This is a genomic window from Caulobacter sp. 602-2, assembly GCF_011043625.1.
In the GTDB taxonomy this organism is placed as follows: domain Bacteria; phylum Pseudomonadota; class Alphaproteobacteria; order Caulobacterales; family Caulobacteraceae; genus Caulobacter.
In genome coordinates this window covers 21,487-34,485 of the sequence record NZ_JAAKGT010000009.1, presented here as the reverse complement: position 1 = coordinate 34,485, position 12,999 = coordinate 21,487, and the positions used below count along the sequence as shown (strand labels likewise).

Below are 12,999 nucleotides of genomic sequence, written 5' to 3'. Positions count from 1 at the left end.
GCCGCGACGCAGCATGCGGTTGCGCGAGAGCCGGGATCGGGGAAGGCGTGCGCCCGCCCCCGGAAGGGACGGGCGCAGGGTCGTCAGTTCGGGTCGGAATTGCCCGCCAGCGCCCACGAGAAGTCGGCGTGGGTGTTGCTGGTCGTGAAGTAGAGCGGGTCGCTGAAGAACGCGATCGGCTTCTTGTAGTCGGCCGGATAGGGCGCGTTGCCGGCGGTGATCACCGCCACCCCGTGGCAGCTCATGCAGTTGGAGGTGATGCCGGCCGGGATGCCGGTGCTGGTCTCCAGATAGGGGTTGAAGCAGACGGTCATGGTCGAGCCGCCCTGCGTGGTCGTCTGGTCGTAGGCCGTGCAGGTGGCGTAGTTGGTCCACGGCCCCGTCAGGCTGGCCGGCTGGCCCTGCTTGCTGCCGGGGAAGCCGTTTGGCGTGTCGGCGCCCGGCTGCCACCAGAAGGTCTGCCAGGTCCAGAACGGGATTTCCTTGCTGTTGACGTGCATGGCCTGCAGCACGGCGAAGTCGCCGGCCACGGCGGCGGCGTCGCCGGTCAGGCCGTTGGCGGTGTTGTAGTCCTTGGCCTCGGCGGCGCTGAGCTTGACCGAGTAGAAGGTGCTCATCGGCGCCCACAGGAAGGTGGTGCAGGCGCCCGGATCGCGGACGCTGGCCTTCTCGCGCGGGGTGGCCGGGCGCACCGGGCCCTGGCCCGTCGGCGCCACCAGCACGCAGGTGGTCCAGGTCTGGGGCTCGGGGTTCTGGGCGTTGGTCGAGGCCGCAGGTCCCTGCCACAGCGGCTGGACGGTCAGGCCCTTGGCGTGGACCAGGCCGAACACCGGCTTCAGCTCGAGGCCTCGCACCGGGAACTCCTGCACGCCGCGGTTCTGGGGCGTCGTGCCCGCCGGCCAGGAGGTGTTCAGCTTCTGCATGTCGCTGGTGCTGGAGTAGCGATAGGAGACCCCGCCCGGACCTGGATGCGAGGCGTCCAGGAAGGTCGCCGCCTCGGGACTGAACTTGTTGAACGAGGTGACCGTGGTGTCGAACTTGGTCGGCGTGATGCCGCCGCGGCCGTGGTGGAACTGGTTGGGCTGCTGGAAGACGCGCAGCTTGCGCGGCGCGGCCACGCGCTGGGCCACCGTCGTGGTGGTCGCGGCGGCCGCGGTTCCGGCCGGCGGCGCGGGCGGGAACACGTCGTCGGTGCCGGCCCAGGTTTCCCAGATCGGCAGCGACTGGCCGTTGAACGACTGGCCCGACGGCTGGGCCATGGCCCGCCAGATCTGCCAGGCGTGATTGCGCATCGCCGCCGTGTCCGCATTGGCGATCCAGCCGTTGATCGTGGCGGCGGCCACCGGATAGTCGGCCGTGGTCGGCAGCGGCACCGGAGTGATGACGGCCACGTCCAGCAGCGCCTCGGGCTTGGGCGCGGCGACTTCCGGCGCCTTGTCGCAGCCGGCCAGGCCGGCGCACAGCGCGACGGTCGCGGCCGTCGCAATCGCGATCTTCCTCATGGGTCGGTCCCCTCCCCGACGCGGGGTTGCGGGCCGCGCCATCGAAGCATCCTACCTCAACAATACGCCTGAGAGTTGTGTATTTGCGCACCACGACTTTTCGGTCGTCGCGACCCCCATTTCAAAAAAATTCCAACATGAACGAATTCTGTCGAACGACCTGACGGCCCGGTTCAGCTTCGGCCTGCGATGTTGCGTCTCACGGGGCCGACGGCTCCGGACCAATTCAAAGGGACGAAGGATTATCGCCATGCACAAGACCAACAAGATCAAGACGATCGGCCTGACCATCGCCGCCGCCGCCACCGCCTTCACCATGGCCTCGGCCCCGGCCGCCAACGCCGTCGAACAACGCCTGGGCGGCGTCGTCGGCTGCGACGCCTCGGGCAAGAAGCAGGAAGCGGGCGCGGTCATCGGCGGCCTGCTGGGCGCCGTCGCCGGCTCGAACCTGGCCAAGAACGACCGCGGCACGGGCACGGCCATCGGCGCCGTCGTCGGCGCGGGCGCCGGTTCCTACGTCGGCTGCAGCATGCAGAAGAAGCAGGCTTCGAACGACGTCGGCGGCTCGTACAAGACCAGCAACGGCATCAAGATCTCGCACAACGTCGACTCCGCGCCGATGACCAAGATCACCGGCAAGTACGTCGCCCGCTCGAACCTGAACCTGCGCGCCTCGGCCTCCACCAGCGGCATGCGCGTCGGCTCGGTCGTCGCCGGCGAGACCTTCCAGGCCCTGGGCCGCACCGGCGACGGCAAGTGGATCCTGGTCGGCCAGAACGGCGTCGGCGTCGGCTACGTCTCCAGCGCCTACGTCTACCGCGCCTAATCGAGGTTTGGGGCGCGCTCCCCCCAACCCCCGTCCCCGCGCGCCCTGAGCGAGCCCGCCTGGTCCCCCGGCCAGGCGGGCTTTTTCGTGTTTGGAGGGACCGCGGCTTCGCAGCCTCTCACCCCAGTGCGCTCACCCCGCCCAGCCAGGTCTGCCACGCCACGACGAAGCCGCCGTGCAGCAGCACCGCCGGCCACAGCGAGCCGGTGCGCAGGCGCATCAGGGCGCAAGAGACGCCCAGGATCGCCGTGCAGGCCAGGAAATCCCAGCGCAGGAACATCGTCGCGTGCGGCAGGAAGGTCAGCGTCTCCAGCGGATGCCAGGCGACGTAGAGCGCAGTCGAGACGGCGACCCACAGCCAGGGGCGGCGGGTCTCGTCGCGGCCGGGCAGCAGCAGGGCGCGGAACGGGATCTCCTCGCCCAGGGCCGGGATGATCCAGACGGTCAGCAGCCGCAGCGGCAGGCCCGGCGCGGTGTCGGTCAGGCGATAGAGGCCGGTCGTAAAGCCGATCGCGGCCATCGCCGCCCCGCAGGCCAAGGCCGCCAGCGCGCACCAGCGCCAGCCGGCCGCATCCGGCAGGGTCGTCAGGACGGCGACGAGGCGCCGCCGAACCGCCGTCAGCTGCGCCACTTCAGCGTGGTTTCCTTGACCGGATTGACGAAGGGCCGGCCCTCGGCGCGGCTGGCGGTCCATTCCCGCTTCAGCTGCTGGTACCACTTGGCCTGGGTGTCGGCGTCATCGATCCAGATCAGGGCCGGGTCGTACTTCAGCCCCTCGTTCTGCAGGTTCACCATGCGGCCGTCCTGGCGCAGGAACTCACGGGCGAAGGGGGCGATCAGGGCGCGCAGCATCATCACCGGGTGATCCGACCAGATCAGCTGGCTGATCCGCGTCGAGGTCTCGGTCAGCGGCGTCAGGCAGGTCAGGGCCAGCACCTGGCGCTTGCCCACCACGATGTGCTCCCAGCGATAGCCGGGCAGGCGGAAGGTGATCTCGATCTCCGGCGCGCCGCCGAGGATGTCGTACAGGCGGTTGGCCTTGCTGCGCCCGTGGCGGCGCATGACGAAGCCCTCGGGAGACGGCGCGAAGACCTTGGTCTTCTCCGACTGACGCTTTGACGAGCGGGCCCACCAGGCCTCGTGCACGTAAGGCGCATGGGTGGGGTCCATCAGACCGACCACCGCATGGTCCATGTGGGTCTCGAAGATCATCGAGTCGACGATCTTGGCCTGCCCGCCGACCACGCCGGGGAAGGACGGCGGCGGCTCGGCCGGCTCGCCGTCGAAGCGCGGGTCGCCGCTGATCCAGACGAACACCATCCCCTGGCTCTCGGCCGCCGGATAGCGCCGCACGCGGATGCGCGAGACCTCCAGGTTCTGGTCGCTGGTCAGGGACGGGATCGCGGCGCAGACGCCGTCCGCGCCGAACCGCCAGCCGTGATAGGGGCATTCGACGCTGGCGCGGCCGTCGGCCTCCTGCGTCAGCTTCCCGCCCGACAGGGGGGCTGCGCGGTGCGGGCAGACGTCGCGGATCGCGAACACCTTGCCGTCCTTGCCCCGGCTGACCAGCACCGGCTCGCCCAGGATCTCGTAACGGACGAGCTTGCCGGTCTTCACCTCGCGCGACAGGGCCGCATAGTACCAGGCGTCGAACAGGAAGCCCTTGCCGAACTTGGCGGGCGGGGCCTTGGCGGTCTTGGTCGCGGCGGGTGCGTCGTCGGCGGGCATGAGGGGGTTCTAGCTCTGGCTCCCCTAGATTGTCATCCCGGCCGTAGCAAAGCGAAGAGCCGGGATCTCCCACGGCGCCGTATCAGGAAACGTGGGGGATCCCGGCGCTCCGGCGCTATGCGCCTCCAGCCGGGATGACAGGCATAATGAGAGCTACCGCCCCGCCGTCTCCACCAGCCGCTGATAGAACCGCACCATCTCTTCCAGGTTGGCCACGGTCATGTGCTCGTTGGTGCCGTGGATCATCCTGGTGCCGTCCATCGACAGGGTGATCGGCTGGAAGCGGTAGATGTCGTCGGCGATCGGCGACATGAAGCGGCTGTCGGTGGCGGCGATCACCAGGCCCGGCGCGACCGGCGCGCCGCTCTCGTTCCCGGCCAGCGAGGCCAGGGTCTTCCAGCCGTCAGAGGCGGTCGACGACACCGGCGAGGGCTCGTTGAGCTGGCGCTCCCAGGTCAGGGTCACCGGTAGGTCGCCGACGGCGCTCTTGGCGCGGGCCATCACGGCGGCCGAGCTGTCGCCGGGCGCGATGCGGTAGTTGATCCAGGCCGTGGCGTCCTGGGGCAGCACGTTCTCCTTGGGCGAGCCCTTCAGCATGGTCGGGGCCGTCGTCGTGTGCAGCATGGCCGCGCCCGCCGGCGAGCGGGCCGTCTGCTTGATCAGCAGCGGCGAGAACAGCCAGGTGTTGGCGGCCGCCATCTTCACCACCGGCGAGGCGCTGGGGGCCAGCGACTTCAGCATGTCGGCGCCGGGCCCCTCGAACTTCATCGGATGCGGATGGTCGGCGATGGCCAGCACGGCGCTGGCCAGGGTGGTGACGCCGGTCTGCGGCGGCGGGGTCGAGGAGTGACCGCCGGGGGCCGGAGCGGTGACCTTGAGCGTGCCATAGCCCTTCTCGGCGACGCCGATGATCGCCGCCGGCCCCTGGGTGACCGGGTTGTCGGCCACGACCACCATGCCCTCGTCGAGCACGAACCAGGCCTTGACGCCGCGCGCCTTCAGCGTGGCGGCCATGGCCCGGGCGCCGGCCCCGCCGACCTCCTCGTCGTGGCCGCTGGCGATGATCACGGTGCGCTTGGGGGCAAAGCCGGCGGCCGCCAGGCCCTCGACCGCCTCGAACAGGCCGACCAGCGAGCCCTTGTCGTCGACCGAGCCGCGCCCCCAGACCGCGCCCTCGGCCACCACGCCGCCGAACGGCGGGTGCTTCCAGTCCTTCTCGGTGCCGGCGGTGACGGGCACCACGTCCTGGTGGGCCATCAGCACCAGCGGCGGTAGCGACGGATCAGAGCCCTTCCAGGTGTAGATCAGGGCGTGGCCGCCGACGACCTCGCGGGTCATGGCCTTGTGGGCGGCCGGATAGGTCGTCTGCAGCCAGGCGTGCAGGGCGTCCCACTGGGAAAGATCGTTTTCGGCGGCGTTCTGGTGGCTGATGGTCTGGAAGCGGACGGCCTCGCCCAGGTGGGCGGCGGCCCTCGCCGCATCGAACGGACGGGCCGCGGCCAGCGCGACGCCGCCCGCCGGAGCCGGCGGCTTGAAGGTCACCGTGCGCACCACGACCACGCCGGCCAGCACCGCGACAACGCCGACCGCGCCCAGCGCGACCTTGCTCTTCCACCCCATGACGCCCCTCCGCCCAAATGTCAGGGCGCGACTGTGCGACGGGGCGGCGAGGTTGCCAATCCCCATTTCGATACTGATTGCATCGAAATGTCGGAAAGCCTTGTACGGCCCGGAACAGCCGCATAGGTTGATCCCGTGGGGCTTTTCAGTTTTTCCGTCTTGTGGCGTTCCGTCGTCGGGCGCGGCCGCCTGGTCGCGCACATGGCGCTGTTCGAGATCGGCCGGCAGGTGCGCCAGCCGCTCTACTGGATCTCGACGATCCTGCTGTTCCTGGGCGGCGTCGGGCTGATGGCTATGGACGCCCTGGGCTCCAGCCAGGTGCCCCGCAACGCCCCCACCACCCTGGCTATCGCCGTCGTGTTCCTGAGCCTGCCCTATGTGGTGATCATGGCCGCTCTGGCCGGCGACGCGGCCGTTCGCGACGGCCGCAGCGGCTTTCAGCCGATACTGCAGGCCACGCCGATCCAGCGCTGGCAGCATGTGCTGGGCCGCTTCCTCGGCGTGCAGGCGGCGACGGTCGCCGCCGCCCTGGTCGGCTTCTGCGGCCTGCTGGCCGGATCGGCCGCGCCCTGGGTGCAGGCCTCGGCGATGGGCCCCTATCACTGGCCGCAGATCGCGCTGGTCGCGGCGGTCATGGTCGCGCCCCTGGCGATGTCGGTCAGCGCCGCCTTCTTCTGCCTGGCGGCCATCACCCGCTCGATCGCCGCAACCACCACCGCGGCGATGGCCTTCCTGATGGTGTTCGTCGCCTCGCTGGGGCTGCTCGACCTGCTCGACAGCACCGGCAGGATCATCGTCTCACTGGCCGAGCCGATGGGCGTGTTCGCCCTGCGCGCCGACGTCAGCGACATGACCGTCGAGCAGCAGGCGCTGTACGCCTTGCCCAAGGACAGCTGGCTGATCCTCAACCGCCTGGCCTGGCTGGGCGCCGATCTGGTCCTGCTGGCGGTCTCGCTGGCGTTCGAGCGGCGCGACGACGCCGCCAAGGTGCGCACTGAACCCAAGGCCGCGCCGGCGCCCGTCCATCGCGATCAGGCCTGGCGCATCGCCCCCAGCTTCGCCGGCGGCGCATGGCCGATGTTCGCCGCCCGCCTGCGCTGGGAGCTGGCCCGGCTGCGGCGCAGTCCGTCGCTGTGGGTGATGGTCGTGATCATGGTGGTGGTCTCGACCTTCGGCCTGCGGGCGCACACCACCGTCGACAGCGCCCCCAGCCTGCCGGCCCTGCGCATCCTGACGCCGGAGCTGCTGCCCTGGGTGGTCCTGGCCGGCCTGGCCATCGCCGTCTTCCACGCCGCCGACATCGTCTGGCGCGACCGCGACCTGCGGGTGGCCGAGATCATCGACGCCTCGCCGGTCACCGACCTCGCGCTGATGGCGGCCAAGCTGGCCTCGATGGCCGTGGTGCTGGCCGCCGTGGCCGCCGCCGCGTGCGCCACCGCCTTCGGCGTGCAGGCCTGGCAGACCTATGTCGACGGCCGGCCGGAAGTCTACTTCGTCCTGCTGGTCGGGCCGCTCCTGGCGCCGCTGTTCGTGCTGGCCGCCACCTCGATCGCCGTCGCCGCCCTCAGCCCCAACCGCTATGTCGGCTGGGGGATCATGGCCGGCCTGCTGGCCCTGACCGCCGTCGGCCAGACCAAGGGCTTCTCGCACCCGCTGTGGGACTTCATGGACACCCCCAGCGGCTCGCCCAGCGAGATGAACCTGATGGGCGACGGAACCGGCGTGTTCTGGTGGTTCAGCCTCTATTGGACGCTCGGCGCAGGCGCCCTTCTGACCCTGGCCTGGCTGGCCTGGCCGCGCGGCCTGCCGATGGGCTGGCGGCGGCGCTGGATCCGCTCGCGCCAGCGGCTGGCCGGACGCCCCGCCCTGGTCGGCGGCGCCCTCGTGCTGGCCATGGCCGCCGTCGGGACCTTCATCTTCGTCAACACCAACGTCCGCAACAGCTTCTCCACCGACGACGAGCTCGAGGCCGGCATGGGCGCCTTCGAGAAGGCCATGGTCCCCCTGCGCGACGCGCCTGGCCCGGCCATCGCCTCGATGCGCGTCGCCATCGACCTGGATCCCCGCCGCCACGCGCTGACGGCCAGGGGCGACTACCTGCTGGAGAACCGCACCGGCCGGCCGCTGAAGACCTTCCACCTCGACATCCCCGCCGGCCTTTCCGACTGGGAGGTCCGCCTGGACGGCGCCCGGCAGGAAGAGAGCGAGTACAAGGTCGTGACCTTGACCCTCGACCGGCCGATGGCGCCGGGCGAGCAGCGACGGCTGAGCTTCGAGACCCGGATCCGCGACAACGGCTTCGGCGCCAACGGCGGCTCGCTGGGCATCGTCGACAACGGCAGCTTCCTGCACTCGGCGGCGTTCATGCCGCGCGTGGGCGTGGCGCTGGGCGGCTACCTGACCGACAGCCTGGCGCGCGAACGCCAGGGCCTGCCGCGCGAGCGGCCGACCCGCGGGGCGAGCGACCCCCTCGCGCCCCAGCGCGCCCGCGGCGGGGCCGACTGGCTGACCAGCGACATCACCGTCACCACCGCCGGCGACCAGATCCCCGTCGCGCCGGGCCGCCGCGTGTTCGACCGCATGGAGAACGGCCGCCGCGTCGTGCGCTTCGTCTCCGACACCCCGATGCAGGCGGATTTCTCGCTGCAGTCGGCCCGCTATCACGTGCGGCGCGCCAAGGCCGGCCGGGTCGACGTCGAGATCTACTACACGCCCGGCCACGAGATGAACGTCGAGCGCATGGTCGCCGCCGTGCGCGAGGGCCTGCCGGTCTTCGAGGCCGCCTTCGGCCCCTATCCCCGCGACCACGTCCGGATCATCGAGTACCCGGCCTATGACGACCAGATCGCCGCCATGGCCTGGGCCGGCGCCATTCCCTATTCGGAAAAGGGCGGCTTCGTCGCCGACCTGCGCAAGCCGGACGCCTACGACTACGTCACGGCCACCACCCTGCACGAACTGGCTCACCAGTGGTGGGGCCACCAGGTCGAGCCGGCCGACGCCCGCGGCGCGCGCTTCCTGACCGAGGGCCTGGCCGAGTATTCGGCGCTGATGGCGATGAACAGGCTGCGCGGGCCCAGCGTCGGCAACCGGGGCTTCTCGCTGGCGATGAGCAGCTATTTCCGCGACAGCAACCGGCGCCGCGAGCCGGAACCCGCCATCGTGGCCGTCACCTCGTCCGGCGGCGAGAACTACGTCGCCTATCAGCGGGCGGCGCTGGCCCTGCTGGCGGTCCGCGCCCGCTGCGGCGAGGACAACCTGCACCGGCAGCTGCGCGGGTTCGTGCAGCGGTATCGCTTCCGCAACGCGCCCTACCCGACCTCGGAAGACCTGATGGGCGCGCTGAAAGCCGCCTGCCCGGCCAAGGACTGGGCGGCGCTCGAGCCGACCTTCCGCGATCCGGCGCGCCGGCTGTTCATCGGCTTCACCGCCGGCCCCAAGGCGGGCTCGGCGCCGATGACCTGGGACTGAGCCCGGGGCCTAGCCCTTCACGTGCGTCGTCGGGCGGTCATGGCCGTCCGACAGCTCTTGCCGCCACTGGCCGCGATCGTCCTCGTAGGTGATGCCGACCGTGTCGCCCGCCACCTTCTGCTCGCCCGCCGCGCGCTTGGCCGCGGCCAGGGCGGCGTCATGGGTGCGGAAGGTTTCCGAGAACACCGCGCCGAGCTTGTAGGCCCAGCCGCCGTCGTGCTCGACGATGGTGTAGGTGATGTCGGTCATGGGGCAGGCTCCTTCGGTCTCGAAACTGGGGACATGGGACCCTGGTTCCGGGCCGGCGTCTTGCATGGAGGCGCCGCGTTCCCCCGTTTCCATGCCGTCACCCCTCGGCGCTCAGCTCCTGCACCTCCTCGAAGGTGCGAAGGCCGGGACGCTGGGCGCAGACCAGCACGCCCATGTTCCCGGGCAGGTGCTGGTTGGCCAGCATCTTCTCGTGGGCGGCCGGGATCTGGTCCCAGGGGAACACTTCCGACAGGCAGGGGTCGACGCGGCGGTCGATGACCAGCTGGTTGGCGGCGCTGGCCTGCATCAGGTTGGCGAAGTGGCTCCCTTGCACGCGCTTCTGGCGCATCCACAGGAAGCGGGCGTCCATGGTCAGGTTGAAGCCGCTGGTGCCGGCGCAGATGGCGACCATGCCGCCGCGCTTCACGACGAACACGCTGACCGGGAAGGTCGACTCGCCGGGGTGCTCGAACACCAGGTCGACGTCGCGGTTGCCGGTGATCTGCCAGATGGCTTTGCCGAACTTGCGGCTCTCCTTCATGTAGTCGGCGAACTCGGGGCCGTTGACCTTGGGCAGCTGGCCCCAGCAGTTGAACTCCTTGCGGTTCAGCACCGCCTTGGCGCCCATCGACAGCACGAACTCGCGCTTGTCGTCGTCGCTGACCACACCGATCGCGTTGGCGCCGGCGACCGCCGCCAGCTGCACGGCGAAGACGCCCAGGCCGCCCGAGGCGCCCCAGACCAGTACGTTCTGGCCGGGCTTGAGCTCGTGCGGCTTGTGGCCGAACAGCATGCGATAGGCGGTGGCGAGGGTGAGGGTGTAGCAGGCCGCCTCTTCCCAGGTCAGGTGACGGGGCCGGGGCATCAGCTGGCGCGACTGCACCCGGCAGAACTGGGCGAAGCTGCCATCGGGCGTCTCGTAGCCCCAGATGCGCTGGCTGGACGAGTACATCGGGTCGCCGCCGTTGCACTCCTCGTCGTCGCCGTCGTCCTGATTGCAGTGGATGACCACCTCGTCGCCCAGCTTCCAGCGCTTCACCTTGGCGCCCACCGCCCAGACGATGCCCGAGGCGTCGGAGCCGGCGATGTGGAAGGGATGCTTGTGGCCGTCGAGGGGGCTGATCGGCTCGCCGAGCGCGGCCCAGATGCCGTTGTAGTTGACGCCCGCGGCCATCACGAGAACCAGCACCTCGTCCTCGCCGATCTCCCAGGTGGGCACCACCTCGACCTGCATGGCGCTGGCGGGCGCGCCGTGCCGCTCCTTGCGGATCGTCCAGGCGTACATCGACTTGGGCACGTGGAACGGCGGCGGGATCTCGCCGATCTCGTACAGGTCCTTCACGGGAGACGCGGTCGTCTCGAGGGTCGCGGTCGTCATGTCACTCCCCGGCTTTGGGCCCGGCTCTTCGGCGCTGCAACATGAACGCCGAAATGGCTGTCTGCGCTCCGCGGTACGGTTCGGCGCTAGGTGAAAATGCGCCGCCTGACCGTCGTTCTTATCGTGTTCTCCGGCCACGCTCGGCAGGCCGGTACGGCTGAGGCTGAGACAAGGCTTCGGATCTGGCAAGCGGAATCCTTGTGCGTCGCAGCATGGTTGCACATGAAACCACCCGTCGCCTTCGAGGTTGCATGCTTCCCATTCGCCGCGCGTCGGGCGAGGTTGCGGGCATGACGCCGACGATCCCCCCAGCACTGGCTCCTATGCTGCACGTCTCGCGCCCCACGGGGTCCATCATCCTGCTGGAGCTGGACGCCCCGCCGGCCAACGCGCTGGGCCTGCCGCTGCGCGCCCAGCTGGTGAAGGCCCTGGACGAGATCGCCACCGACGACGACGTGCGCGCCGTCGTGCTGACCGGGCGCGGCGGGGTGTTCTGCGCCGGCGATGATCTGCGCGAGGCCGCCGTGCGCGGCGACGGCGCCCTGGCGGCGGTGGAGGACTTCAACCGGCTGATGGACTGGGTCGAGGCCCTGCGGGTGCCGACCATCGCCGCCATCGACGGCTGGTGCTTCGGCGGCGGGCTGGAGCTGGCGCTGGCCTGCGACATCCGCCTGGCCAGCGACCGGGCGACCTTCGCCGCCTCGGGGGTGAACATCGGCCTGGTGGCCTCGGCCACGCGCCTGCCGCGGCTGATCGGCGCCGCGCGGGCCAAGGCCCACCTGCTGACCGGCGCCCAGTTCGACGCCGCCCGGGCGTTGTTCGACGGCATCGTCACGGCGGTGCACACGCCGGGCACGCTGCTGCGCGAGGCCATGCGGCTGGCGGAAGCCATATCGTCCCGCGCGCCCCTGGCCGTGGAGGCGACCAAGCGGATCGTCGACGGCAAGGCCTATGTGGAGGAGGAGCTGCCGGCCCTGATCGCCAGCGGCGACCACAAGGAAGCCATCGCCGCCTTCATGGGCAAGCGCACGGCGGACTTTCGCAGAAGGTAGGCCCTATTCGGAGGCTTTCTTGCCGCCCAGCTTGATCAGCCCGAAGCCGACCGCGAAGCCCAGGATCAGGCCGATGGCCATGTTGTCGATCAGCGCGCCGAAGATGATCCCCCCGCACACGCCCAGGACGAAGCCCACGCCACCCTTTTTCGTCATCGAACGCCCCTGAAACCCAGGCGCGCATCAACGACGAGACGACCGGAAAGGTCAACAAAATCCTCCCCCCTGAAGGGGGAGGTGGCCCGGAGGGCCGGAGGGGGGACGTTTTCAGCTTCCGCTGAAGCTGACCGTCTTCCCCCTCAGTCGGCTTTGCCGACAGCTCCCCCTTCAGGGGGAGCATCTTCATCCCTCAAACCGGCCGATCGCCCGCGATCGTCACCCGGAAGCCCGAGCGCACGTCGGGGAAGTAGTCCCAGATCGCCTGGTGCCAGGTGCAGCGGTTGTCCCAGAAGGCCACCGAGTTCTTCCGCCAGCGGAAGCGCACCTGGAAGTCCGGGTTGCCGGCGTGGTGGTAGAGATAGGACAGGATCGCCGCGCTCTCGGCCTTGGGCAGGCCGACGATGTGGGTCGTGTAGGACGGATTGACGAACAGGCTCTTGCGGCCGCTGACCGGGTGGGTGCGCACCACCGGGTGGGCGGTGCGGTTGTACTGCCGGTCGATGTCGGGGAAGAGCGCCTTGTAGATCGGGTTGGCGTCGTGGACGGCGGTCAGGCCCTCCAGATAGGCCTTCATCCGGTCCGACAGCGTGTCGTAGGCCGCGTACATGCTGGCGAAGACGGTGTCGCCGCCGTCGTCGGGCACGATCGGCATATGCAGGATGCTGCCCAGCGGCGGCTCGGGATCGCAGGTCAGGTCGGAGTGCCAGCTCTCGCCGGCCACGAACTTGGAATTGCCGTCGGCGTGGATGGCGACGACCTCGGGATGGTCGGCCAGGCCCGGCACGCCCGAATGGATCGCCAGCGGCCCGAACTTGCGGCCCAGCGCCTTGTGGGCGTCGTGGGTCATCTCCTGGTCGCGGAAGAACAGCACCTGGTACTGGGTCAGGGCCTGGTGCAACTCCTCGAACTGGTGGTTCGACAGCGGCTGGCCCAGGTCGACGCCGAACACCTCGGCGCCGATCCGGCGGGTCATCGGCTTCACTTCAAGCACGTCGTAAGCCATCGCGAACTCTC

At 70.1% G+C, this 12,999-nt stretch carries 11 protein-coding genes; 3 read left to right on the top strand and 8 right to left on the bottom strand.

Annotated features, from left to right (window positions below; translation table 11 throughout):
* Positions 1-83: 83 nt before the first annotated feature.
* A complete protein-coding gene (locus tag G5B46_RS17080; protein ID WP_165260660.1) occupies positions 84-1,502 on the bottom strand; it encodes a hypothetical protein in 1,419 nt (472 codons plus the stop codon).
* Positions 1,503-1,752: 250 nt separating this feature from the next.
* Here G5B46_RS17080 and G5B46_RS17075 point away from each other — a divergent pair, with 250 nt between their 5' ends.
* Positions 1,753-2,328 carry an SH3 domain-containing protein gene (locus tag G5B46_RS17075; protein WP_165260658.1) on the top strand — a complete coding sequence of 192 codons (576 nt, stop codon included), beginning with the start codon at positions 1,753-1,755 and terminating at the stop codon, positions 2,326-2,328.
* Positions 2,329-2,446: 118 nt separating this feature from the next.
* Here the strand turns inward: G5B46_RS17075 and G5B46_RS17070 are convergent, their stop codons facing one another.
* The 3 genes from G5B46_RS17070 to G5B46_RS17060 all read right to left on the bottom strand — a co-directional run bounded on the left by G5B46_RS17070 (position 2,447) and on the right by G5B46_RS17060 (position 5,676).
* Positions 2,447-2,959: a CPBP family glutamic-type intramembrane protease gene (locus tag G5B46_RS17070; protein WP_346764945.1), complete on the bottom strand. Its 513-nt coding sequence runs from the start codon at positions 2,957-2,959 to the stop codon at positions 2,447-2,449.
* Positions 2,947-4,056, bottom strand: a complete 1,110-nt coding sequence (locus G5B46_RS17065; protein ID WP_165260654.1) for an aromatic ring-hydroxylating dioxygenase subunit alpha — start codon at positions 4,054-4,056, stop codon at positions 2,947-2,949. The genes G5B46_RS17070 and G5B46_RS17065 overlap by 13 nt, the downstream gene beginning before the upstream one ends.
* 153 nt (positions 4,057-4,209) lie before the next feature.
* A complete protein-coding gene (locus G5B46_RS17060; RefSeq protein WP_165260652.1) occupies positions 4,210-5,676 on the bottom strand; it encodes a M20 family peptidase in 1,467 nt (488 codons plus the stop codon).
* Between the two features lie 159 nt (positions 5,677-5,835).
* On the opposite strand from G5B46_RS17060, the gene G5B46_RS17055 reads away from it, so the two are divergent.
* A complete protein-coding gene (locus G5B46_RS17055; protein ID WP_165260650.1) occupies positions 5,836-9,147 on the top strand; it encodes a M1 family aminopeptidase in 3,312 nt (1,103 codons plus the stop codon).
* A 9-nt stretch (positions 9,148-9,156) separates the two neighbouring features.
* Here the strand turns inward: G5B46_RS17055 and G5B46_RS17050 are convergent, their stop codons facing one another.
* Positions 9,157-9,396 (bottom strand): DUF2188 domain-containing protein, encoded by a 240-nt coding sequence (locus tag G5B46_RS17050; protein WP_165260648.1) that lies wholly within the window; start codon positions 9,394-9,396, stop codon positions 9,157-9,159.
* A 97-nt stretch (positions 9,397-9,493) separates the two neighbouring features.
* Positions 9,494-10,774 carry a crotonyl-CoA carboxylase/reductase gene (gene ccrA, locus G5B46_RS17045; RefSeq protein WP_165260646.1) on the bottom strand — a complete coding sequence of 427 codons (1,281 nt, stop codon included), beginning with the start codon at positions 10,772-10,774 and terminating at the stop codon, positions 9,494-9,496.
* Between the two features lie 323 nt (positions 10,775-11,097).
* Between ccrA and G5B46_RS17040 the strand changes: the two genes are divergently transcribed.
* Positions 11,098-11,826 carry an enoyl-CoA hydratase/isomerase family protein gene (locus G5B46_RS17040; protein ID WP_165260968.1) on the top strand — a complete coding sequence of 243 codons (729 nt, stop codon included), beginning with the start codon at positions 11,098-11,100 and terminating at the stop codon, positions 11,824-11,826.
* A gap of 3 nt (positions 11,827-11,829) precedes the next feature.
* Here the strand turns inward: G5B46_RS17040 and G5B46_RS17035 are convergent, their stop codons facing one another.
* On the bottom strand, positions 11,830-11,982 hold the full coding sequence (locus G5B46_RS17035) for a hypothetical protein (RefSeq protein WP_165260644.1): 153 nt from the start codon (positions 11,980-11,982) through the stop codon (positions 11,830-11,832).
* A 193-nt stretch (positions 11,983-12,175) separates the two neighbouring features.
* The gene (locus G5B46_RS17030) at positions 12,176-12,988 is read right to left on the bottom strand and encodes a TauD/TfdA family dioxygenase (protein WP_165260642.1); all 813 of its coding nucleotides are present in this window, start codon (positions 12,986-12,988) and stop codon (positions 12,176-12,178) included.
* Between the last annotated feature and the right edge of the window lie 11 nt (positions 12,989-12,999).

Excerpts from the sequence above, each read along its gene's own strand:
- G5B46_RS17080 (WP_165260660.1), bottom strand. The coding sequence starts at position 1,502 with ATGAGGAAGATCGCGATTGCGACGGCCGCGACCGTCGCGCTGTGCGCC.
- G5B46_RS17075 (WP_165260658.1), top strand. The coding sequence starts at position 1,753 with ATGCACAAGACCAACAAGATCAAGACGATCGGCCTGACCATCGCCGCC.
- G5B46_RS17065 (WP_165260654.1), bottom strand. The coding sequence starts at position 4,056 with ATGCCCGCCGACGACGCACCCGCCGCGACCAAGACCGCCAAGGCCCCG.
- G5B46_RS17060 (WP_165260652.1), bottom strand. The coding sequence starts at position 5,676 with ATGGGGTGGAAGAGCAAGGTCGCGCTGGGCGCGGTCGGCGTTGTCGCG.
- G5B46_RS17050 (WP_165260648.1), bottom strand. The coding sequence starts at position 9,396 with ATGACCGACATCACCTACACCATCGTCGAGCACGACGGCGGCTGGGCC.
- ccrA (WP_165260646.1), bottom strand. The coding sequence starts at position 10,774 with ATGACGACCGCGACCCTCGAGACGACCGCGTCTCCCGTGAAGGACCTG.
- G5B46_RS17040 (WP_165260968.1), top strand. The coding sequence starts at position 11,098 with ATGCTGCACGTCTCGCGCCCCACGGGGTCCATCATCCTGCTGGAGCTG.
- G5B46_RS17035 (WP_165260644.1), bottom strand. The coding sequence starts at position 11,982 with ATGACGAAAAAGGGTGGCGTGGGCTTCGTCCTGGGCGTGTGCGGGGGG.
- G5B46_RS17030 (WP_165260642.1), bottom strand. The coding sequence starts at position 12,988 with ATGGCTTACGACGTGCTTGAAGTGAAGCCGATGACCCGCCGGATCGGC.